Raw genomic sequence first — 22,109 nt, 5'->3', positions numbered from 1 at the left:
TTCTGATTATATCGACCGTTTCTGCAATAAACATCCGTGAATATATTTGTATATTGAACAGATGTCTTAGAGAAAATTTAAGCGTACACTGGCATAATGCTGGTGGAGCTTTTTTGGTTAATGACAACGTTTCTTTATGCAAGACGTAACTTTTCATTCGGTTTGAGTGCACTGGCACCACAAAGAATCATATTCTCCTACGTATATGTATATACAAATTTAGATTTAGTCTTCATTTCCCTCTTCAATGTTACGATAAATAGTATGGGGTTATACAAATAAACCATATTACTTTATTACATCCAAGGGGGAGCAGAACGTGAGACAGACTCGCAAAAAAAAGATGGATTTAAGGTTCAAGCTGTATTTAATCATTCTGGTTCCGCTACTGACCATGGGCGGTCTAATCATGTGGACCACTATCGATTCCAGTAAAAATGCGTCTTTAATGACCATGCAGCATAACAATCAGCAGTTGGCAGTGAATACTGCCTCTCAACTAGGCAAGGAATCTGAATTACTCAAGACATTATCCTCTACTGCTTCAGAGGAGAGCAGCGAATACAAACGTCTTAGAGAAGAGCTTGTTAAAGTTAGGCTTCAATCGGGAGCCCTCTATGTTTATATGTATGAAAAAACATCAGACGGGTGGATCTATACGGTGGATGGAGCAGATTGGGACGATACGGAATATAGCCCGTACGGGACTGCCATGGAATTCAACCCCCAGATTCAGGAACGCTTATTAAGGGGAGAAGTCATTACAACGGGTATAGTAGACGATCCGACTTGGGGGCAGCTGTTGTCCTCCTTTACACCAATCAAGGACTCGCAAGGTGCGATTATTGGCTATCTGGGCATTGATATTTCTGCTGGAGCAGTGAATCAAGTCTCTGCGATATCCGTCAATAACGCCTATCGGACCATTATTCCAATTTTCGCGGTAGTACTGATTCTTTCGCTGGTCATGATGTTATTGGTGGTAAGAGGCATCCTCAGACAAGTACGTGATATTAAGTCCAGCCTTGAACAGGTTGCAGATGGGAATCTCAAAGTTGTTTCCACACATATGACCAACGATCAGCTAGGTGACATCAGTGATCTGATTAACGTCATGGTTGCGCAATTGACGAACATCCTGATGGGAATACAGCAAGGTTCGAATACGCTGCAGCAGTCCTCGGCAAATATTGCGGAAACGGCTCAGATGAACCAGCGCCAGACCGAAGAACTTTCCAGAGCAATTGAAGAAATTGCTATCGGCTCCATGAAACAGGCAGAAGAAACCGAACATTCCGTCCAGCATTCGGAGAATCTCGGCAAAATTATGGATGAAGTAGGTTCCTATGTGGAACAGTTTACCCATACTTCAGAGCAGCTGTCTGCCGTACAAATACAAGTTACACGTGAACATGAGGTTCTGCTTGAAAAAGGCCGGGAGAATGCCAAGCGGGTTGAGCATCAGCAGGAAATTTCCAGGTCCCTAACAACTCAATCGGAACTAGCTTCCTCCATTAGTGGACAAATCCACAACATCCTGAAACAAACCCAGATACTATCGCTAAATGCTTCCATCGAGGCAGCCCGTGCTGGCGAGGCCGGTAAAGGTTTTGCGGTGGTTGCTGGTGAGATGGGACTGCTTGCTCAGCAATCCGAACGTTCCATTCAGGAGATTGATGTGATTCTGAGTTCATTTGTCAAAGAAACACATCGGATGGGCAGTCATTTTGAAGCGAACATGGTGGCGGTCAAGGAACAGGAAACACAGATCGCTGATTGCCTTCAGGCGTTCCGACAGGTTAGCCAATTATCAACGGAAGTGCACGAGCTTGCTCAGCGTTTGGAAAACCGAACGATGGATATGCATTCCATTCGACAGGAGGTAGAACAGCACCTGAGTTATATCGCGTCTGCAACGGAGGAGACTTCAGCCATGGCTGAAGAAGTCACGGCCAGTGCTGTAGAGCAGCAGCGATCGGCGAGTGAACTTTCGAACATCTCCGGGCAGCTCGCCGGCCTTGCTGGCAACCTCAAATCATATTCGGATCAATTTCAGATTGAAGTCACTGATTGAGAAATGAAATTCCTGTGCGAACGAGGCGAGTACATACAGCGTACATCAAAATTGTTAGGAGTTTCGTCACGTTGACTTATGAACTTATCAAAGCCATGGTAGAATACGCGCGGGAAAACGGGATTAAGATTTTACCTTTATGCCCTTTTGCCAAGGGACGTTTCGAGCGCATCTCTGAATATGCGGATGTTCTCCATCAATAACACGAGTATTCGCAGCTGATTTTTTTAATAAGGTTACACAACAAAAAAAGGCGTTATATCATTCAGACCATGATATAGACGCCTTTTTTTGTATCCTGCTTATACTTTATCGCTTAATCCAACAATAGTTTCGAACGGTCGCAACACCAATGGCAGCATGCCATTCTCATAGTTGGTAAGCCAGATCTCTGAGAAGTTGAGGCCAAGCTCATCTTCGTCAAGCTCCACGATGTGTTCAGAAAGATTGATGACTACCAGCACCTTTTGATCTGCCAATGTACGTGTATATGCATATACACTCGGATGATCCGGCATAAGAAGCTCATAGATTCCATAAGTCAACGTATCGTGTTTTTTTCGCAGCTGAATCATTTGTTTGTAAAAGTGTAGGATGGAACGTGGTTCCTGCAGTTGTTTCTCTACATTAATATGGATGAAATTGTCATTCACCTTGAGCCATGGTGTCCCTGTAGTAAACCCGGCCTCTGTGGCAGAAGACCACTGCATCGGCGTTCTGGAGTTATCACGACTTGAAGCCCAGATAATGTTCATAATCTCCTCATGCGACATGCCCTCTTCCCGTTTGATCTGATATAAATTCCGATCGGCGATGTCGTTATAATCCGCTATGGAAGGGTAAGCCACATTAGTCATGCCTATCTCTTGCCCCTGGTAGATGAATGGGGTGCCTTGCATGAAAAAGTACATGGCTCCAAGGGCTGTGGCACTTTCATACCAATACTCTGTATCATTTCCCCAAGTTGAAACTTTGCGAGGCTGATCATGATTTTCAATAAACAAAGCATTCCAGCCGATACCTTCCAGTGATTTTTGCCACTTGGTCAAAACGTTTTTTAATTTGGGAACATCCAGTTGCCTGTCTGTGCTGTTCTTCCAAAGGTCCAGGTGTTCGAATTGAAAGACCATATTAAATTTCCCTCTGACTTCACAGATCCAATCCAGCAGATCTTCCTGGTCCTCTACCTTAACTCCATTTGCTTCCCCAACAGTCACGACGTCATATCTGGATAATGTGTTCTCTTTCATTTCTTGCAGATAACTCTGGATTCCCTTGACATTCATATGCTTTTCAAAAGAAGAGACATATTTGACGCCTTCTCTTATTGGCATGTCCAAGAGGCCCTCTTCTTTGTGAATATGGCTGATTGCATCCACACGGAAACCATCAATCCCTCTATCCAGCCACCAATTCATCATTTCATAGATGGATTTTCGAACTTCTTTATTTGCCCAATTCAAATCTGGTTGTTTTTTGGAGAACAGATGGAGATAGTACTGTCCGGAGACTTCATCATATTCCCAAGCAGAACCGCCAAAGATGCTCTCCCAGTTATTTGGTTCGTATCCGTTCTTCCCATCTCTCCAGATGTACCAATCTCGTTTGGGGTTATCTAGCGAAGCTCTGGATTCAATAAACCACGGGTGTTCATCACTTGTATGATTGATTACCAAGTCCATAATAAGTCTCATGCCGCGGTGATGCACTTCATGCAGTAATTGATCAAAGTCCGCCATCGTGCCGAATTCATCCATAATGGAACAGTAATCACTGATGTCATAACCATTATCATCGTTGGGTGACTTATACATCGGGCAGATCCATATCAGATCAATACCGAGATCTTGGATATAATCCAGTTTCGATATGATCCCCTTGATGTCACCAACCCCGTCTCCGTTGGAATCCATAAAACTCCTCGGATAGATTTGATAGGCTACTGCTTCTTTCCACCATACTCTTTTCATTGAATACAATCCTTCTTTCTTAGGAAGTGAACATGATAAAACGTATTATGCTTTAATTATGAATAAGGTACATTCTTGCTTCATATGGACGTAATCTGCTCTCTGAGAGTTCACCTGTATAATTGGATATCAAAAGCTGAATGGACCCTGTTAACTGCTCCTGAAGTGGGAGTTCGATCGTATTCCCCTGGAAATTGCATACCACAAGAATCATATTACCATTCAACGTGCGGGTATACGCAAACACGTCGGGGTTCTCTGGAAAGATCAGCTCATAATCTCCATACACGATGACTTCATGATCTTTTCTTAATTGGATTAACTTCCGATAGTAATGAAATATGGATTCCGGGTTATTCAAATTGTCTTGGGCATGGATATAGGTATAGTTCGGATTCACCTTGATCCAAGGTTCGCCACTTGTAAACCCAGCGTTATCGGAAGAGTCCCAATGCATCGGTGTTCGCGCGTTATCGCGTCCCTTCGCGAAGATCGACTCCATCACGCTGCTTTCAGGGTATCCTTTCCCCATTCTTTCCTTATAAAAATTAAGCAATTCGATATCCCGATAGTCTTCAATAGCATATTGTACGTTCGTCATGCCTAATTCTTCACCCTGATAAATATAAGGTGTGCCTTGCATGCCATGAAGCAGGGTAGCGAGCATTTTAGCCGATTCGATCCTGTATTCTCCGTCATTTCCCCAACGGGAGACGATTCGAGGCAAGTCGTGGTTATTCCAGAACAAACTGTTCCAGGCATCGCCCCCCAGCTCCGTCTGCCATTTGGACAGCACTTTTTTCAATTCCAACACATCCAAAGGTTTAAGATCCCACTTTCCTTTGCCTTCTTGTTCATCCAAGCTGATGTGTTCAAATTGGAAGACCATTGAGAACTCACTGCCGTCCGGATTGCTGTACAGTTTGGCGATCTCGGGAGTAGCGCCCCATGTTTCTCCAACCGTTAGGAGATTTTCTGCTTTTTGAAACGTTTCCTTGCTCAATTCCCTGATATATTTATGCAGATTGGGTCCATTCCCCGTAATCTTCGCATCCGGCTCTTTACCGATTAAGTCGATTACATCCAGTCTAAACCCGCCGACTCCCTTGTCGATCCACCAATTGATCATGTCGTAAATCTCCTGCCGGACTTTGGGGTTTTCCCAGTTGAGATCCGGCTGTTTCACGGAAAATAGATGCAAATAATATTGTCCGATCTCAGGCACCCATTCCCAGGCTGAACCACCGAAGGTGGACCCCAAGTTGTTCGGAGGTGCTCCTTCAACACCATCTCTCCAGACGTAGTAGTCATGATACGGATTGTTTTTGCCTTTTTTGGCTTCTTGAAACCATGGGTGTTCATCCGATGTATGGTTCAACACCAGATCCATGATGATCCGAATATCTCGTTTCTTGGCTTCAAGAATTAACGTATCCATATCTTCCAAAGACCCAAACATCGGATCGATATCCTGATAATCTGAAATATCATATCCATAATCATCTTGAGGAGACTTGCATACAGGTGATAACCAAATCGCACCAATGCCGAGTTCTTGCAAATAATCCAATCGGGATACAATGCCCATCAAGTCGCCGATGCCATCACCGTTTCGATCTTGAAAGCTCCGTGGATATATTTGATACACAACGGTTTCTTTCCACCATTTTTTATTTTCCATGTTCATTGAACCTCCTTAACGTTATTCTTTGACCGATCCTACGACAATGCCAGTCACAAAGTATTTTTGCAGTAACGGATAAATCAGTAACAGCGGAATAACAGCGACTACGATTTTGGCTGCGTTCAGGTTTTTATTCGAAATTTCAGTCAGGTTGCTGAGCTCACTCGAATTCGTGCCGGCTTGAAGCAGATCGGCAATATTTACGTTAAGGGACTGAATATAGGTCATAAGCGGATAATTACTGACTTTGGTCATGTAGATCAAACCGCTGAAGAAGTCATTCCATGTACCCACGATACTGAATAAAGCGACTGTCGCCAGCGCAGGAATAGACACAGGGACATATACTTTGAACAAGACCTGAATGGGATTCGCTCCATCGATAAACGCTGCTTCTTCTAGCGCTTTAGGTACAGCAGAGAAGAAGTTCATCACGAGGATGACACTGAAAATTGGAACAGCACCTGGCAGGACGAGTGCCCATATCGTATTCAGCATATCCAGATTTTTGATCAGCAGGTAAGTCGGAATCATGCCTCCGCTGAACAACATGGCAAAAATCATGATATTCATATAAATGTTTCTGCCTTTGAATTCCCTCTTCGATTTGGATAGCGGATAAGCCATCAAAATAATCAGAATCATATTAAGTACAAGGGCAAGTGCGACACGTAGAACAGATATGCCAAAGGAACGCCAGAACTGTGCATCATCGATAATTTTTGTATACGCTGCTGTTGTAAAATTGACCGGAACAAGACCTACTGCATTGGCAGATACCGCCTCGCTGCTGCTGAATGATATGGCAACGATATTCCATAACGGAAGAAGGCAGACCAATGCCAGCATAATGACGATGGCATAGATGACAAACCGGCCAATTCGATCTTTAAAGTATGCAGAATAGGACACAGGTTTGGCCTCCTTAGAATATTTTTCGGTCCGTATATTTTTTGGCCAACTGGTTGGCAGACAAGAGCAAGACAATACCGATTACGGACTTGAACAAACCAACAGCTGTACCGAAGCTATACTGTCGCCCAACGAGACCGATCCGATAGACATAAGTATCCAGAATGTCGCCTGACTCATAAACAACCGGGTTATACAGATTATAGACTTGATCGAAACCGGCGCTCAAAATGTTGGTCAGGCTCATCACGCCCATGAGCAGAATAATAGGCAGCATGCCTGGTAAGGTAATATGCCACACTTTTCTCCACCAACTGGCCCCATCCATTCCTGCGGCTTCATACAGACCGGGATCTATCGACGTAATCGCAGCCAAATAGACGATAGAACTGTAACCAAACTCTTTCCATACGTCTGTACCTATAATCAGTGGCTGGAACCAGGTATTGCTGCCAAGGAAATTAATATTTTCCAAACCAAAGAACGCCAACATTTGATTCACAATGCCATCCAAACTGAACATGTTGACCACAACGGATGCCAGCACAACCCAAGACAGAAAGTGCGGCAGATAAACAATCGTCTGCACGGATTTTTTAACGTATTTGACACGAATTTCATTTAATAAAACGGAAAAAATGATGGCCATCATCGTTCCGAGCAGAATCTTGCCAATCGCAATCACCAACGTATTGCTGACGACCTGCGCGATATCCGGCAGTTTAAACATATAAATAAAATGCTTCAGGCCTACAAATTCAGAGCCAAACATACCCTTGGCCGGTATATAGTCCTGAAACGCTGTAATGATGCCGACCATTGGAACATAGCTAAATACAAGCAAAAACAAAATACCCGGCAGCATCATCATATGGTACATGGCACCTGGACCGAGCCGCCCTCTCGCTTTCAATTTCCCCTGTTTCATGGATGAACCCCTTTCGTTAAAGAAAGGCTGCGTATCGCAGCCCTGCTACTGTGCACGGATGTTATTGTTTGGATGCGATCTCATCTTCAATTTCCTGAATGACTTGATCACCGCCTTGTTTTTTCCAGTTATTCACGAATGTATCGAAGTAATCCAAAGGTTCTGAACCCGTTATGATTTTGATAAACGACTCCTGTTCCAACTTCGTCAGATTGGCCCACGTCTGTTTCATACTTGGTGTAGTGCCAGAGAAAGCAGGTGTCATCCATACAAATTTGTTTTCCTGTGTCAGTTTGTCGATCAGTCCCACTCCGTTGATCCGTGAATGATATTTGGACCAAGCAGTTACATCATCCGTATCCATGTCACTCAAATAGGTTTTGATGCTTCCGATGTTATTTTTCGATTCGGTTGTGCGAACCTCGTCCAGGCTAATCTCTCCTTTAATTCCGCGAACAACGTCAGAGTAATCATCCAGCAGAGATGTCGCCGAGTTGACTTCGATGTTAAATGGTCTCGTAGATCCGTCTACCCCGGTCTCCTGATACTTGGCAGCTTCCGGCATGGTCGTTGCGGCATCTTTGTCATTGGCCAGTTTATCGTAGAACAGGTTAAGAATCTTAACGGCCAGTTCAGGGTGTTCATATCCTTTTCTCACCACAATAAACTGATTGGAAGGATTGGCATGCGCCACGTTGACTTTGCCGTCTGCATCCTCCAGCGTATAAGCCGAGAATTTCGCATTTTTATCCATTTGTTTCGCACTAATCAGTCCCCAGTCAGGGATATGCCACGGTCCAAAGGCGATGCCGCTTTGGCCATTGGCGTAGAGTGCGGTAATGTCATCAAACGTGCGGGTTCCAAATTGCGGGTCAATGATACCATTCTTGAACCAATCCGCCATGATACCCAGCATTTGCTTCGTTTCTTCTGTCGTGGAACCATACACGATTTTGCCGTCTTCACCATTCATCCAATATTGCGGAAAGGCTCCCTCGGTTGAGGCCACACCCAGCATCGTATAAGCAGAGCCATTATAATCTGTTGTATTCATCGTGTTCACAAATGGAATACCTACCGGGTTCCCGGATTGGCCAGGATCTCTTTTCAGGAATTCCTGTGCCGTGTTCTCTACTTCATCGAGCGAGATGGCGCCGTCTCCGTCTGCATCCAGTTGAATCCCCAGCAGATCCAGCCAATCTTGACGGACCCAAACCATCGTTGGTGCGGAATCCAGGGAAGTCGCCGGAAGGCCCATCAAACGTCCATCAATCGTTGCATTATCTAATGCACGACCATCATAGGAATCGTATATCTGCTTAATATTATCCGTAGCATATTGATCATAGATGGCGGTCAGATCCTCAATCAGATCATTATCCACCAGCTCTTTCAATTCATCTTTGGAATCAACACGCATCATGTCTGGTAATTCCCCGGATGCGATGGCGAGCGAAACCTGACGGCTATAATCTTCGCCATTGGCTTCAAATTGATCTGAAATCTGAGCGTTAAACGTGTCTTTGACCAGCCGAGTATACGCGTTGTTCTCATAGGTATCACCGGCTGGCAGTTTCGGGTTGGCTGTGGTTACCCGTCCCATGGTAACGGTAATTTCGTCTTTATAGGCACTGAACGGATCTCCCGGCGTTACCTCATATTTCCCTGCTTCTTCTGCAGTAGGAGGAGTGGAAGAGTCTCCACATGCCGCGAGGGTTGCAACCATCAAGGCAGACATGGACAGCACAGCCAGGCGCTTTGTCACCAGTTTGCTTTTCATAGACCATTTTATTCTCATCTAGTTCGATTCCCCTTTTTTCTGATGTTCAATATTTGTTTGCGCTTTCATTATAAAATAGAGTGACGGCCAATTGAGATAGGGATTACACGTCCGTTTGGATAGAGAAATGGTTACAGTTTTCAGTCCGTATTACGAAGTATGGTTAACTTGTGATCATTTACCCTACCTGCTGACCAACATTCGTCTATCTAACCCTATTCTCGATCAAAAACAAAAGCCGTCAGCTCCTGAAACAGGAAGCTGTCGGCTATTAATTCCCTCTGCCTTGCTGCCGATACTCGCTTGGAAGAAGACCTGTCAGTTCGCGAAAAATCCGGCTAAAGTATTTCTCATCCGTATAACCCACTCGCTCCGCAATCCAGAAAATCGTGTTGTTTGTATTGAGCAAATATTCTTTGGACTTCTCCACCCGGATGAACCGGGAGTATTCATTAAAGGTTTTCCCCATCAGATCTTTGAAACATTGACTGAAATAACTTCGGCTGATATTGAGTTGTTGGGAGAGACCTGAAGCTGTATAGGCCTGTTCCAAGTCCTGCTGCACGATCATCACCGCTTTTTTCACGGCATCGATGATTTCCGGCGAATACGAAGTCTGTCCATCTGCCTTTCGAATGCTGGCAGCAGTCTGTTTAATCCATTCTTCAACCTCGTACCAGGACTCGAAAGAATGTATCATGGCGATTCTTCCAAGCGTAGTTTGGGCAAAAAGATGATTCCATTCCATCACGATTGAGTACAGTAATCCCATCAACTGACCCTTATGTAATCGTAAGGATATAAACTGGTCAATGAGTTGGTTGTAGTAACTCTCATGGTGGGTCCAAGGTGTCTGGAACCAACTTTTCTTAATCCGATCCATATCTTCATCCAGCGGTTCATTTGAACATGCATTTTTCTCATTCATCGAAACAGCAATGACTTGGTTATTGGGGTTGTACGCATAGAATAAAGATGTCTCTGTATAATTTATAATCCAGTTTTTGATTTGCGACCACGTTCGCTCTTGTACATCAGACAGAACCAACAACGTTCTATGGGGAACTTGATGCAGGGACTCCTCCAATTGATGGAATAGTTGATCCTCCTCCGACGGGGGAGCAGCCCACATGCAGCTATTACGCTCCACCTCCCACCGTATCTCATCTTCATGCGCAGTTATCTCCATTGGCCACTTATGGTCTGATTTGCGATCCTGTGACACAAGTGCATACACATGTGGATAATGGACATTGATTTCATTCTGCGAAGGCATCTTTCTTATCGTGTTTGTCAACCCGCTAATTCGGGTATGTATCCGTTGCAGAACATGTTCAAATTGCTCTTTCTCCAGCTGGACTTTGGCTATATAATCGATAGCTCCAAGCCTAAGCGCTTCCTGGATATAATCAAAATCCTGATGCAGTGTTAACACAACGATATGAAGTTCAGGATAGAGCTGCCTCGCGGCTCGCATCAGTTCGATCCCTGACATGACGGGCATCGCAAGATCTGTTAGCATCAGATCAACCGGTTGGGTTTTCAGGAAATCCAGCGCTTTCGCCCCGTTGCTGGCCTCTCCTACAACCTCCATGTTGAACTCGTTCCATGGCATCGCAGAGCTAATACCTTTACGTACCAGCTTATCATCATCTACAATCAATACCTTAATCATGCCGAGATATCTTCTCCTTTAATAGGCAATACGAGCAGTATGCTGGTCCCTGTTCCCAATTCACTCTCGATCACCAGTTGTGCTTGCCCCCCATACTGTGCCTTCAACATGCGGTGAACGTAATTGAGTCCGATGCCCATTCCTACTTTTTGTTGTTCAGCTTCACGATTGTTCAGCAGATTATGAATGGTTTCCTCAGTCATACCTGCACCATTATCTTGTATCATAATGTTCAACGTTGAAGTGCATGTCACTTCAATCTGAATAAAACCTTCGTCACTCAATCCATGATATAACGAATTTTCAACCAGCGGTTGCAGAATGAAGCGGGGCACAGGAATTTGAAGCACTTGTTCATCTGCAGTAATGCGAACGTCAAATTCAAAGTCATAGCGAATTTGCTGCAAAATCAGATACTGTCTTAACGCATCGATCTCCTCTTCCATGGTGGATACTTGCCCTAATTTACCTAGATTATAATAGAGTAGCTTGTTCAAGGACTGCACCAACTTGTCGATCTCCCCTTGTCCGTTCAGGACGGCCAGCCAGTGCACCGTATCGAGCGTATTCATCAGAAAGTGCGGGTTGATCTGATAGAGCAGTTTTTCCACTTCCAGGTCTGCACGAATCTTCTCTTTCTGCTGAACTTCCTTGAAGAGGTCACCGATTTGATGCTGCATATTCGAAAATTCACTCAACAGAAAATCAAATTCAGGAATCTGAGTGCGAGCTCGCCTTCCTTTCGTTTGTGGATTTTTGGACATCCCATTGATCTCCGAATGGAACAGACCGAGAGGTTTGTAGACCATCTTCCACAGGAGCCAAGCGAGAAACACGGTAAAGCCGAGGAAAAATAAAGCGACCAGTAAAATTTGAAGCAACCACTGGTTTTTCTCCTGTTGATATTGGGACTGCGAAATGACCGATACGACACTCCATTTCTGTGAGGAATCCTCCTTGAACCAGTGATACCCGCGGGATATTCCGTCCTTGGCAGGTTCGGCCGTTAAGCTGGTGAAATTCTCCCCTACCTTCATGGCTTCCGGTATTTCGCTGTACACAATGTTGCCTGCACCATCCAGGATGAGATGAGATAATGCGCCGTTGTATTGATTGTAGCCCAAGATATCTTGTGTGAGGCGAAAGCCTGATTCTACGTAAATGAACACGTCGTTCCTCTCGGAAAGTTGTACTTTTCGCATAGCAGACAGAACGAGTTGATCATCAAATCGGTTCATACTCGTATGGGGGCCATAGTACTTAATACCATAGGTTTGGAAGAGCACAGGCAGAGACTCAGGAGAGAAACGATCCTTGATGGGAAAGTTGCCGAACTGAGTAGTACCTTCTTTTTGAAAGTAATACAGGGTCAATCCGATATTAGGATTGGTGAAGGTGATAACACTTAACTCGTTCTTTAATTCGTCTCTGGCCTCAATCAGTTCGAAGATATCGGAGGACGGATTCAGGAATTCATCTAATCTTTTGCCTAAAGTACCCCTGTAAGATAATTGTTGCGTAACATGATTCAGATTGGTGATGGAATTCTCCAATGAGGATGTCACCTGCTGTAAATTGCTGCGGATACCATCATCGATCTTATTTGCGAAAATGGAGTCGATCGTATAATAAGAAATCGCAAATATACTAATAAAAGGGATAAAAGCACTGAGAAAGAAAAGCAAAAAGATTCTTTTTTTTAGTGTCATAGGGACCTATTCTCCTTTTGAAAATGAAACAGCAAGCCTCCTGCGTATGGAAAGCTTGCTCCAAGTCCAATTTCCTTTCATCATTATAGATTGATATTTAAATAAGTCAAACGCTTTCATACGGAGCGAATATAAAAAGTGCTACGCCTCAAATGATGAGGAATAGCACTTTTTATATGCATACCTTACTTCAGTTGTACTCACTTCTTGTTAATGGAATGTTTAAACATTGCAGTCTACTCGCGCACCGTGACATTTAATTTGTATGATCTGGTTTCCCCTGAAGAATTACGAAGTACAGCTTCATACTCGTAGATTCCAGGTGCCCTTCCAGAGATTTCGGTAACCGCAGACTGTGCGCCAGGTGAATGAGATTGCAGCGATTGTGTGTCACTCAATACACCATTTTCGTAAAGTTCGTATTCGCTTGCGTTTGTTCCCCACCAGAGATTCATGGTGACTTTAAAGTTGCCATCACCGTCCCAGTTGTCATTTGACAGAACGGCTTGCCCCGGGGAGGCATCCGTGACAACAACTGTCAGCGGAGTACTCATGGTTGTCCCCAGTGCATTAATCAATTCTCCAGTATAGATGTAGGTGCCATTTTTCTTTCCAGTAATATCAACTTGAACAGATTGGGCGGATGGGGATTGATCCACCAGGGAAATTTCCTTAATCAATTCACCATTCTCATACAGCTTGAACTGATTGCCGTTATTTCCCCACCAGAGATTCATCGTGACGGTATAGTCCCCGTCTTTGAGCCCCGTGTCGTAACCATTATTGTCAGATAATACCGGAGTGCCAGGGGCCCCGTTTGCTAGTGGCGTTGTCTGATGGAGCCATTCCTCCCACTTGATTAGCACACTTGCCTGCTCATCTGTAAATACGCTTCCTCTAGCTGCTTGAACGTCATTACCGTAGGATGCAAGCAGTTGACGGGCTTTTGCTCCTTCACGACTGTTTGCTGCCTCTTTGGCCTGTTGTAACGTGTTTGTAAGCTGATCAGCAAGAACACCAGCATTCGGATCGATCGATTCATCCACAAAGGCGTTGGTCAGATTAATTAGGCTGTCGAATGTAGCAATAACGCCAAAACTATATTCTATCGTCTGTTCCCATCCAGCTAAATCGGAGACCGTTGCCGTAACCTGGTTCAGGCCGGGTTCCAGTGTATACGCAGGAGTGTCGAGAAGCACACCCTCCGGTTCTTCCACACCGGACACCGAATCGGAGGCTGTATAGCCAATTTCCACATGCTGATCAATGGTGTACTCGGTTTGACCATGAATTTCAATGGTTGGAGGTACGAGATCAATGGACACGGACAACGATTGTTCACTCTCTTTATTACCGTCAACATCGACGCTCCAGTAGGTGATCGTATGTGTACCTTCTTCAGTCAGGGTCAACAGTGTACCGCTCACCGTTTCGCCACCATTGATTTGATAATAGGTTCCTTCGATTTCGGAATCTTCATCGCTTGCTGTGAAGGTTACTTGTACTGGAGAAGTATACCAGTCGTTCTGCGATTCCCCTTCCACGGTTGCCGTAGTATGCGGGGCTTCCTGCTCAGGAGTTTCTCCTTCCAACGTAACAAAATCAGATAGCGGAATATTCAATTCCTTCACAAGTCGTGCCACGAGTTCAGATACCTTGATTGCACCGTTCATTTGCAAATGTGTGTTGTCTTCGGTTGTACCTACCCACATGAATATCAATTTGGTTCCTTCTGTGCCAAGCTCCTGGAAATGCTCCCAACTGGCTTGATTCAGATCAATGATAAGTGTTTCCGTCTCCTGCGCCGTTTCTTTCATCGCCTGTACGTATTCCGGGAAGCTTTTATTCAGCACCTCTCCGGTAAAATCACGACGATTCACTGGCGTGACCAGAACTGGAATCGCCCCTCTCTGCAGAGCACCGTTAATGTATTCTTTTAGATATACCTTAAATTGCTCTGGCGTAAGATAACGCTCTGGACGTGAAGGTGTGGAATCGTTATGAGACCACTGCATGAACAGATAATCGCCTTCATGAATGTCGAGTAAAATATCGTTGAGATATCCACCGACCAAGAAGGTCTTACTGCTGAGCCCTCCTACTGCCCGGTTATCAATACTGACTTCATTCGGATCAAAATATCCACCCAACGTTTCTCCCCAGCCTGCTTGCGGACGATAGTTTTCCGCGTAATTGGCCACAGTGGAATCGCTGGCCAAATAAATAACCGGTTTATCGCTTGCACTGTGATCTGGCAGACGCTCCAGCTTCAGTGCATTAATCTTCGGTGCATTTCCTGTGAAATTGAAGTTAAAGACCCCATCGATCAGGGCAATGTCATAGGTGATTTCTTTGAATTCACCCTTGGTAATGCTTGTAAGCGGCAGCTTTGTCATCTGTTCTACAACGACATTTGCGCTGGTCGATTCCTCCGCATCCCCGATGGTCATCGTTACTCGGTAATTGGCCGGTTCCATCTCCGCTAGGAAGGAGGTGCTATTTACTCGTGTGAAATCCTCTTTGAGCGCATCCCCGGTCTCCCGGTTCTCATCTTTAGTCAGTGCAGTATCGGCAAAACCGTAACCGTTGCCTTCGATGTATGCTCTTTTGGCATCTACTTTGATGTATCCGTCGGCTGCGTCACCAGAACCAAAGTCAAATTTGTATTCGTTAATCTCTTCGCCCGATGCACTTGTCAATGATTCCTTCGCAACAGTTAACATGTTAAACGCATGGTCAACTTGAGCCTGGGTGGCTTCCGTATTAAATATAGCTTCCACTGCTGCCAAAGCCCGGTTCAGCACGGATTTCGATGCATCTGTATAATCCGACAGATTCAGTGCTTTGATCTCATCGTACAGAGCGATTAAGGCAGTCTGATCTCCACCCTCCGAAGAGAGCTGAGTGCCTTCAATCCGCACGTTGTCGATCTGGGTAGTCCAGTTCAACGTACCTCCACCGCCTTTTCTCGTTCCCAGGAAGCGCATGGATCTGACGTTGTCCGCATATGCGCCGGAACTCAGTGAGATATCTGCAATTGTTTGGGTAACTGTCGGATCAGCTAGGTTCGTTAATGTCAGATCAAGTGTTTTCTCGGCAAAATTAACGGTAGCATCCACATTGACCCACTGGTTTTTGGAAATATCTGTAGCCGTCCCCCCTTCAGGTATGGCTGTATCCCCTGTGCCGTAGTCCGGATTATATGCACCGATAAAATAATGAATTTTGGTGCTTCCGGTTTTCGTAAATAGCGTAAAAAGGGCATTTTCGTTTGAATCCTGGACCGTGAGATGACCTTCTGATGGATAGGCACTCACATTACCGGATTGCCAGTCAAAGTTCACGTTCACCTGATCGCCGTTTACGGCATCGAACAGACGGAACACCTTGGCCCGATTGCCCGATCCTGACCCCGCGACGGACAGTACCTTATTTCCGGACTGTTCAACCACTGTTCCCGCCATGGTTCCTGCAATACCTGTGGCATTGACCATTGCATACTGGTAGCCCGCAGCATCGCCTTCAAAATCCTCTTCGTAGAGCTGGATTTCCGGCTCTGGTTCAGGTTCGGTAATATCCGGGTCGATGACCAGCGAGGAGATACTCAACTCCATGTCTTTGACCGCCCCAGCAACGAGCCCGGCAATTTTCTGCGCACCATAGCTGCTGAAATGGGTATTATCGTTGATCCCATTCGGGTATTTTGGATATTCACCCGGATTAGCATACAGGAATACTTTTTCCGTAGCTGTATTACCAATTTTGTCGTAGTACGCAACACTTAACTTGCTCAGATCAATCAGCGGCACGTCAAGCTCTTCTGCCACTTCTTTGGCAGCCTGCACGTATGCCGGGAAGCTGACGTTGAACTCCTGAGTCACCGTATTGAAATCTCTGCGTCCAACCGGTGTGAGCAATACCGGTGTAGCACCGCGCTGTTTAGCACCTTTTATATAACGAGCCAAGTAGATCTTATAGTCCTCCGGTGAAGCATACCGATCCGGTATCCCTGCACTGGCGTCATTATGACCAAAGGAAATGAAGAAGAAATCCCCAGGCTTGATTCGTTGCAGGATCGTATCCAGACGACCATCTACCATAAATGATTTGCTGCTTCGGCCGCCGATCGCATCGTTCACGATCACTGCCCCATTGGAGAAATAACGTCCGAACTGCTGGCCCCATCCTTCTTGAGGGGCTTGCATTTCACTGTACGATTGCATGGTTGAATCACCGGCCATATAGATCGTTGTTGCCGCACCGGCTACTTTCTCTGGATATTTCTCGATGATGACGTCCTGGATGTCTATGGCAGTACCTGTGAAGAGAAGATCGAGCTGTCCATCCACTAATGCAACATCATAGGAATACTCCAGTGGTGTCCCTGCTGTCACATTGGTTACGGTGAGCTTCTGAACGAATTCGGATTTAACCCCAATGTTCGAGTCATTCGCATCATTGCCCAATCGCAGCGTCACCTTATAGTTCGCATTGGGCAGATCAACGGCAAATGTCGTGCCTGCCTCGACCGAAACCTGGTTTGTCCCTACCGTAATACCGTTCGTATCCGTGAACCCGAATCCCGGATCTTGCGCGTAGAGCGTATCCTGTATGTTCGTACTTCCCGATGCAGTCTCTGTACCAAAATTAAAGCGGTAGACCGGATCCGGCATTTCAGCTTCGCGGGTCAGCGCCAGATTGGCTTTAGGGAATGCTGTAGCTTCCGCTCCAAGATAAAAGCCGGTATGAGGCGGCTGATTATAGGATACATTTTGCCAGGCGACGCCAAGTCTGTACACAGGGTCCTGCATCAGCGTAGGGATGCGATACTCTGAAGGAATGGTCGTCGTGTAGAGACGATACTCCGAACTATCTTCACTCCGCAGCAGAAGCTCCTCACGCCAGTCGCCCAGAATGTCCGCCTGAAGTGCCGGATTCCCTTTGGTATGGTTGTTCGTTAACGTACCTGTCGCCCGGAAAACTTCATTCAGCTTTTTATTTTCGTAATCCCACTTATAGATGAGCGGAGTTCCTTTGGCTGTGCTATTATCCCACTCATGGTCAAACAGCTCCCGCTGAAGATCTCCATCCCACCAGATGGCAAAGTTGGCAGTTTTGGGCCCTTCATCCACAGTGTAGATAGCCTCTCCGGCAGCCGAATAGGTATTGGTTACAGGTACACTTTGCCCGTTGGTAACGGTTGTGGCCCATGATTCGTAGCCCGGATAGTTCGGATCAATGTCCGCCGACATTCCGCGACCGGTGTCGAAACCCGTTTCCTCCCCCCAGAGAATTTCACCTGTTGCCGCATCGCGCATCTCCAGTCCGTACGCAGCATCTGAATGCTCGTGCACGCTTACCACCTGGTAGCCATCTCGATTCGGATCAAGCTGGCCGGCGTGCATGGCGTCACCATGGCCGAGGCCGGTGCTGTACATCAAGCTTCCGTCATCGTCTATGGCCAAGGCACCGAACATGATTTCGTCCTTGCCGTCCTTGTCGGCATCCAGCACACTTAGATTATGGTTTCCTTGTGATTCATATTGTGATCCTGCTACGTTTGTGTCGAACGTCCAGCGCTTGACGAGTTCCCCACCAACATAATCATAAGCAACAAGCACAGTGCGGGTATAATAACCCCGGCTCATTACCACACTTGGCTTCGTGCCGTCCAGATAAGCAATCGCACCAAGGAACCGGTCTACACGGTTGCCATAGCCGTCACCCCAATCACTGACGTTGCCTCTTGGTGGATCATAATTCACGGTGGATACAGCCGCGCCAGTCTCACCGTTAAACAGCGTGAGATATTCCGGCCCTGACAGTATGTATCCGCCGTCGTTGCGATAATCCTTCGTCCCATCACCAATGACTGTGCCTTGGCCGTCTTTCGTGCCGTCCGCCGTTTTGACAACAACCTCGGCCTTTCCATTGCCATCCAGGTCATACACCATTAATTGCGTATAATGCGCTCCGGCGCGGATATTGACTCCCAGGTCAATCCTCCACAGCTTTGTGCCATCCAGTTTGATGGCATCGATATACACATTGCCGGTATAACCTGCCTGCGAATTGTCCTTGGAATTGCTCGGACTCCACAGGAAAACAATTTCATATTCGCCATCCCCGTCCAAGTCAGCCACGGAAGCATCACCGGCATAGTAGGAATAGGTTCCACCATCCTTAGTCCGACCATCGGCCGGTTTATCGAGCGGTATAGGGAGATAATCGTTATGCCAGACCGATACAACCTCTGGCTGCATTTGCTCTTTGCCTGCAATAACGGTGGAGATCTGATATTGCGAGCTGTCGAAACCAGTGGTGTCTAAATAGTTCGTCACATCGCTTATGGGCGATGCGTTCACTTTGGTTCCGTTTTTATATATATTAAAAGCGATATCATCTGGATCGTTGTTTAGATATCTCCAGCTTAAAAAAACGCCGTTGTCTACAAGAACCGCAACCATACCCCGGTTCAGGTATTCTGCTTGGCGACCCGGCAGGCTGTTTGATGATGACTCTGCATGCATAGGTGCCGGAGGGACAGCCAGTGAAATAACCATAAGGAGTGCTAAAAAAGTTACAAACATCGATTTCTGAATGGAAACAGTTCTTCGGATCATTCGATTAACTCCTCCTTATCTAAGAATTCATTTTTAGAATCATCAGTTCGATCTTGCCCAGTTTGTTGTCAAATGAACGCAATTTACAGCCACCTCCCTCTTATGTTACCGCTTACATTTATCTTACAGGTCTAAAAAAAGACAGACAATCTAAAAAATGTGACGTATTATATAAAATAATTGACTTTTTTAGGAAGGAGATGAAATGATGGTTCATACGGTTTCTTATGCTTTTCGTAATGATGATATATCAATCATGACACTGGACTCTATTGGATGGCAGATTGTCTCAAGCGAGGAATATCGTTGTCCAAGTGATGATCGACCGGACCCGGGGCACGTCGTTTTTCAATACACGCTTAATGGTCAGGGTTACCTGGATATTGAAAATCAAACGATTCCTTTACCAAAGGGGCATGCATTACTTGTTAAAATCTCTGGAGAACATTGCTATTACTATAAACAAGAGAACAACGAACCATGGGAATTTATATGGATCAACATTCGTGGGGATGAAGCCAACCGAATATGGGATATGATTCATGATCATGAGGGACATGTCATTCGACGAAACGCGGATTCTCCCTTGATTCAAGAGTTATGGCAAATTATCCATTTAATTCATCAAGAGAAAGTTACGGACAAGTATCGCTTGTCCATGCAAGTCTATCGGTGGTTGCTTATCTTGGTACAGACGAGTCGGGATGCGGAGAAGGATATCGGTGCCCTTTCAATAACAACGATTGAGAAATGTAAAAAATTCATACGAGAGAATTATGCATCTCCATTGACGCTGGATCTTCTTGCCAGCCATTGCGATATCAATAAACACTACTTGTGCAGGTTATTTCAGAAATCCGAGAAAACATCACCGCTAGCCTATCTCAAAGACAGACGTATTGAGGTAGCAGTGCGACTACTCCGTACAACGGAACTTCCGATTTCCCAAATTGGTCAACAATGCGGCTTTGAAAGTCCTAGCTATTTCGGCAAAGTGTTTCGGCAATATATGTCCATGTCGCCCAAAGAATATCGCTTGAATAAGTTGGAATTTCCTTATGAGGCCATCTATTATGAATAGCTAAACTCGCTGTTTACTAGTCGTCCTTGGCTCGGGAACTGCTCTTATACCAATATAATAAAAAAAAGCCGCTAGACTAGCGACTTTTAATGGAACTATGTTCTTTGTGTACTTCGATTATTGCTGCACTTATTGAGCGGTGTATCCTCCGTCTATGATCAGGCTATTTCCTGTCATGTATGAAGAATCGTCGCTAGCCAGGAACAGAACGGCTTTCGCCATCTCTTCTGCTTGACCCAAACGTTTCATTGGGGTTGCTGCAGAAAGTGCTTGTTTGCTCTCTTCCGGGATAATCGGTGTATCGATGAAGCCTGGGCAAAGGGAGTTCACCCGAATATTCTGCTCAGCATACTCCAGCGCCAGCGAACGAGTCAGATTCACAACGCCGCCTTTAGCTGCATTGTAGGCTGCTGAACCAGGCGAACCAACCCATCCGTACATGGACGCCGTGTTGACGATTGTACCTCCGCCAATTTTTAACATTTCGCGGATCGATTCACGAGCGACCAAGAAAACGCCATCCAGATCAACATTGACCGTATTGCGCCATTCGGCATAGTCAAGCTCATGCGTGGGATGAACACGTCCGATGCCCGCATTGTTGAATACGATATCCACTTGACCGAATGCTTCTACAGTTTGTTTGAAAATCTCAGAAACCTCTTCTTCACTCGTTATGTTTGCTTTAATAAAGAGTGCCTCTGCTTTAAGCGCTCTCAGTTCCTGCTCAAACGCCTTGCCTTTTTCTTCATTCAGATCCACCAAGACCACCTTAGCTCCTTCGGAAACGAATAAGCGAGCTGTCGCTGCACCAATGCCGGATGCTCCTCCTGTGATGACTGCAACTTTATCTTGAAGTTTGCCCATAAATAAATCCCCCAGTATAATATTTTGAATAGCACTTCAATTGAATATGTGCTATGTGACGTTTACAAAACTAATTCTATGCTTAAAATTGTAACATTCCAATCATTAAGATGTGACCAAGTGTCTACCTCGTAGACACTTTATAAAACTATGTCTATATTTATAGGAGTTTTTTTGAATGAATAATGAACTTATTGTGAATTCTCAACTTCGTAATCGAACCAAGGAGCACCTGAAAACCGCTCTGATTCAGCTCATCAAGAAAAAAGGATTCCATGGTGTGTCTGTCAAAGATATCGTTGATCAGGCGGGTTACAATCGCAGCACATTTTATTTACACTACCAGGATAAATATATTCTCGCCGAAGAATTGTTGAGTATGACACTTCAAGGATTAAGGGGCGCTGTAGGCAAACCCTATTGGCACGGTCAAAAGGTTTCAACAAACAAGCTTGATGCCGAATCTTTTCAAATCGTGGATTATATCTACGAACACCGTGACTTCTTCGAACTGATTCAATACGATGATACGTTACCCGGTCTACATACAGGTTTTCCACAAACCATACTCAAAATCTATCAGGAGCAATTTGTCTTTGAGACGATCAACAACTCCCCAGTCAACATGGACTATTTCAAGTACTATACCGCCTACGGTTTTTTTGGACTATTGAACAATTGGATATTAAGCGGATATGGTGAATCACGTGATGTTTTTATCAAGAATGTGATCGAACTGACCAAAACTCATATTCACTCTTTTCATTATGTTGGTGAGACGTTTGATACATGATCCGTGAACAAGC

The 22,109-nt window shown here is 45.3% G+C and carries 13 protein-coding genes; 4 read left to right on the top strand and 9 right to left on the bottom strand.

Translation table 11 applies throughout. From position 1 onward, the window contains the following. Positions 1-319: 319 nt before the first annotated feature. Both ABTV53_RS14620 and ABTV53_RS14615 read left to right on the top strand, forming a co-directional pair. Positions 320-2,074: a methyl-accepting chemotaxis protein gene (locus tag ABTV53_RS14620; RefSeq protein WP_433753941.1), complete on the top strand. Its 1,755-nt coding sequence runs from the start codon at positions 320-322 to the stop codon at positions 2,072-2,074. Between the two features lie 14 nt (positions 2,075-2,088). Further along, on the top strand, positions 2,089-2,277 hold the full coding sequence (locus tag ABTV53_RS14615; RefSeq protein ID WP_433754219.1) for a GNAT family N-acetyltransferase: 189 nt from the start codon (positions 2,089-2,091) through the stop codon (positions 2,275-2,277). A 99-nt stretch (positions 2,278-2,376) separates the two neighbouring features. Here the strand turns inward: ABTV53_RS14615 and ABTV53_RS14610 are convergent, their stop codons facing one another. The 8 genes from ABTV53_RS14610 to ABTV53_RS14575 form a co-directional block, all read right to left on the bottom strand. Next, on the bottom strand, positions 2,377-4,044 hold the full coding sequence (locus tag ABTV53_RS14610; RefSeq protein WP_433753939.1) for a glycoside hydrolase family 13 protein: 1,668 nt from the start codon (positions 4,042-4,044) through the stop codon (positions 2,377-2,379). Between the two features lie 52 nt (positions 4,045-4,096). Next, positions 4,097-5,725 carry a glycoside hydrolase family 13 protein gene (locus ABTV53_RS14605; RefSeq protein WP_433753937.1) on the bottom strand — a complete coding sequence of 543 codons (1,629 nt, stop codon included), beginning with the start codon at positions 5,723-5,725 and terminating at the stop codon, positions 4,097-4,099. Between the two features lie 21 nt (positions 5,726-5,746). Next, complete coding sequence (locus ABTV53_RS14600; RefSeq protein WP_433753935.1) at positions 5,747-6,640, bottom strand: carbohydrate ABC transporter permease; 894 nt, start codon at positions 6,638-6,640, stop codon at positions 5,747-5,749. Positions 6,641-6,653: 13 nt separating this feature from the next. Beyond that, on the bottom strand, positions 6,654-7,568 hold the full coding sequence (locus tag ABTV53_RS14595; RefSeq protein ID WP_433753933.1) for an ABC transporter permease: 915 nt from the start codon (positions 7,566-7,568) through the stop codon (positions 6,654-6,656). Positions 7,569-7,629: 61 nt separating this feature from the next. Beyond that, entirely contained in the window at positions 7,630-9,366 is a 1,737-nt protein-coding gene (locus ABTV53_RS14590; RefSeq protein ID WP_433753931.1) for an extracellular solute-binding protein, read from the bottom strand. A gap of 253 nt (positions 9,367-9,619) precedes the next feature. Then, a complete protein-coding gene (locus ABTV53_RS14585) occupies positions 9,620-11,023 on the bottom strand; it encodes a response regulator transcription factor (protein WP_433753930.1) in 1,404 nt (467 codons plus the stop codon). Beyond that, positions 11,020-12,732 carry a histidine kinase gene (locus tag ABTV53_RS14580; RefSeq protein WP_433753929.1) on the bottom strand — a complete coding sequence of 571 codons (1,713 nt, stop codon included), beginning with the start codon at positions 12,730-12,732 and terminating at the stop codon, positions 11,020-11,022. The genes ABTV53_RS14585 and ABTV53_RS14580 overlap by 4 nt, the downstream gene beginning before the upstream one ends. Positions 12,733-12,968: 236 nt before the next feature. Continuing rightward, on the bottom strand, positions 12,969-19,355 hold the full coding sequence (locus tag ABTV53_RS14575; RefSeq protein ID WP_433753927.1) for a GDSL-type esterase/lipase family protein: 6,387 nt from the start codon (positions 19,353-19,355) through the stop codon (positions 12,969-12,971). Between the two features lie 205 nt (positions 19,356-19,560). Between ABTV53_RS14575 and ABTV53_RS14570 the strand changes: the two genes are divergently transcribed. Continuing rightward, positions 19,561-20,436: an AraC family transcriptional regulator gene (locus ABTV53_RS14570; RefSeq protein WP_433753925.1), complete on the top strand. Its 876-nt coding sequence runs from the start codon at positions 19,561-19,563 to the stop codon at positions 20,434-20,436. Positions 20,437-20,565: 129 nt separating this feature from the next. Here ABTV53_RS14570 and ABTV53_RS14565 read toward each other — a convergent pair whose 3' ends face one another. Beyond that, entirely contained in the window at positions 20,566-21,303 is a 738-nt protein-coding gene (locus tag ABTV53_RS14565) for an SDR family NAD(P)-dependent oxidoreductase (protein WP_433753923.1), read from the bottom strand. A gap of 178 nt (positions 21,304-21,481) precedes the next feature. On the opposite strand from ABTV53_RS14565, the gene ABTV53_RS14560 reads away from it, so the two are divergent. Then, positions 21,482-22,096, top strand: a complete 615-nt coding sequence (locus tag ABTV53_RS14560) for a TetR/AcrR family transcriptional regulator (protein ID WP_433753921.1) — start codon at positions 21,482-21,484, stop codon at positions 22,094-22,096. The last annotated feature ends 13 nt before the right edge of the window (positions 22,097-22,109 follow it).

It is taken from the genome of Paenibacillus amylolyticus (assembly GCF_050990605.1).
In the GTDB taxonomy this organism is placed as follows: Bacteria; Bacillota; Bacilli; order Paenibacillales; family Paenibacillaceae; genus Paenibacillus; species Paenibacillus amylolyticus_H.
This window is presented reverse-complemented; position numbering and strand designations above follow the sequence as displayed.

Coding starts and splice junctions, on each gene's coding strand:
- ABTV53_RS14610 (WP_433753939.1), bottom strand. CDS start 4,044: ATGAAAAGAGTATGGTGGAAAGAAGCAGTAGCCTATCAAATCTATCCG.
- ABTV53_RS14605 (WP_433753937.1), bottom strand. CDS start 5,725: ATGGAAAATAAAAAATGGTGGAAAGAAACCGTTGTGTATCAAATATAT.
- ABTV53_RS14595 (WP_433753933.1), bottom strand. CDS start 7,568: ATGAAACAGGGGAAATTGAAAGCGAGAGGGCGGCTCGGTCCAGGTGCC.
- ABTV53_RS14590 (WP_433753931.1), bottom strand. CDS start 9,366: ATGAGAATAAAATGGTCTATGAAAAGCAAACTGGTGACAAAGCGCCTG.
- ABTV53_RS14585 (WP_433753930.1), bottom strand. CDS start 11,023: ATGATTAAGGTATTGATTGTAGATGATGATAAGCTGGTACGTAAAGGT.
- ABTV53_RS14580 (WP_433753929.1), bottom strand. CDS start 12,732: ATGACACTAAAAAAAAGAATCTTTTTGCTTTTCTTTCTCAGTGCTTTT.
- ABTV53_RS14575 (WP_433753927.1), bottom strand. CDS start 19,355: ATGATCCGAAGAACTGTTTCCATTCAGAAATCGATGTTTGTAACTTTT.
- ABTV53_RS14570 (WP_433753925.1), top strand. CDS start 19,561: ATGATGGTTCATACGGTTTCTTATGCTTTTCGTAATGATGATATATCA.
- ABTV53_RS14565 (WP_433753923.1), bottom strand. CDS start 21,303: ATGGGCAAACTTCAAGATAAAGTTGCAGTCATCACAGGAGGAGCATCC.
- ABTV53_RS14560 (WP_433753921.1), top strand. CDS start 21,482: ATGAATAATGAACTTATTGTGAATTCTCAACTTCGTAATCGAACCAAG.